This window comes from Vibrio sp. 1249-1 (genome assembly GCF_033340495.1).
The window spans coordinates 1-1,322 of record NZ_JAWOWJ010000067.1 but is presented as its reverse complement, the minus strand read 5'-3'; the positions used below and the strand labels follow the sequence as shown (position 1 = coordinate 1,322).

3 protein-coding genes are annotated in these 1,322 nt (G+C 45.8%); all 3 read left to right on the top strand.

The window, feature by feature from the left end; translation table 11 throughout:
• Window positions 1–255 (top strand): adenosylcobinamide-GDP ribazoletransferase (locus R7Z50_RS24260; RefSeq protein ID WP_318149319.1); only part of this gene is annotated, 255 nt, incomplete at its 5' end.
• Window positions 252–785 carry a bifunctional adenosylcobinamide kinase/adenosylcobinamide-phosphate guanylyltransferase gene (cobU, locus tag R7Z50_RS24255; protein WP_318149318.1) on the top strand — a complete coding sequence of 178 codons (534 nt, stop codon included), beginning with the start codon at window positions 252–254 and terminating at the stop codon, window positions 783–785. The genes R7Z50_RS24260 and cobU, both read left to right, overlap by 4 nt.
• 12 nt (window positions 786–797) lie before the next feature.
• Window positions 798–1,322: alpha-ribazole phosphatase (cobC, locus tag R7Z50_RS24250; protein WP_318149317.1), on the top strand; the 525-nt coding region annotated here is incomplete at its 3' end.

Here is a 1,322-nt window from a genome sequence, read left to right as displayed (position 1 = left end):
AGCAAGCCGCTTGCGAACAAGCAGTCCTCGTCTGAAGTTGCCATTTTGCTGTTTACTGCGGGCGTGGTTTCGCTCTTTCTCGGGGTAATGCAGACATCATTTATCGTCATCGTTTTGTTTACATTTCGATTTGCATTCAAACGTTGGCTGACTAAGCGCATTGGCGGTTTTACTGGCGATTGCTTAGGTGCAGCGCAGCAGCTTTCTGAACTCTTGGTTTACCTTACTCTAATCGCGTTTTATCAAAATATATGAAGAAGTTAATTCTCGGTGGTGCTCGTTCAGGAAAATCGAAACTTGCTGAACAAACCGCAAGACAGTTGTCCGAAAAGCAGAACAAGTCATTACATTATGTCGCTACTGCGTTGCCATTTGATGATGAGATGCGAGAGCGGATTAAGCATCATCAAGCTCAACGTGGGGAAGGGTGGCATGAACACGAATGCCACCTTCGACTTCCTGATTTACTTGCTCATTTTGATTCCAATGACGTTGTATTGGTTGATTGCTTAACGCTGTGGCTGAACAACTGGATTTTTGAGCTAGGTGAAGCCTGTCGTAACGAGTCATTAGAACAAGAGATAGAAAAGCTCACTCAAGCGGTTGAAAATTCTCGCGCGACACTGATTTTTGTCTCTAACGAGGTGGGAATGGGCATCGTGCCGCTGGGTGCTGTGAGCCGCTATTTTGTTGATAATGCAGGGCGCATGAATCAACAACTTGCTCAAGTATGCTCTCGAGTAACGTTTGTTGCGGCAGGGTTGCCATTGGCTCTTAAAGAATAGGATACGAAGGTAATGAAAACGCTCAATATCTATCTTATGCGTCATGGAAAAGTAGACGCAGCGCCTGGCTTACATGGTCAGACTGATCTCAAAGTGAAAGAGGCCGAGCAGCAGCAAATCGCCATGGCTTGGGAAACCAAAGGATACGACGTAGCGGGGATAATATCGTCGCCGCTTTCTCGTTGTCACGATTTGGCGCAAATATTAGCTGAGCAACAATTGTTGCCAATGACCACCGAAGACGATCTGCAAGAAATGGACTTTGGTGACTTCGATGGCATGCCATTTGATTTGCTTACTGAACATTGGAAAAAACTCGATGCCTTTTGGCAATCACCCGCTCACCATTCGTTGCCTAATGCCGAGAGCTTAAGCACATTTTCTCAGCGCGTTAGTCGCGCTTGGTCTCAAATCATTAACGATATCAATGACAACTTGTTAATTGTCACGCATGGTGGCGTAATTCGAATAATTCTCGCTCATGTTTTGGGCGTGGATTGGCGCAATCCTCAATGGTATTCGACATTGGCGATAGGA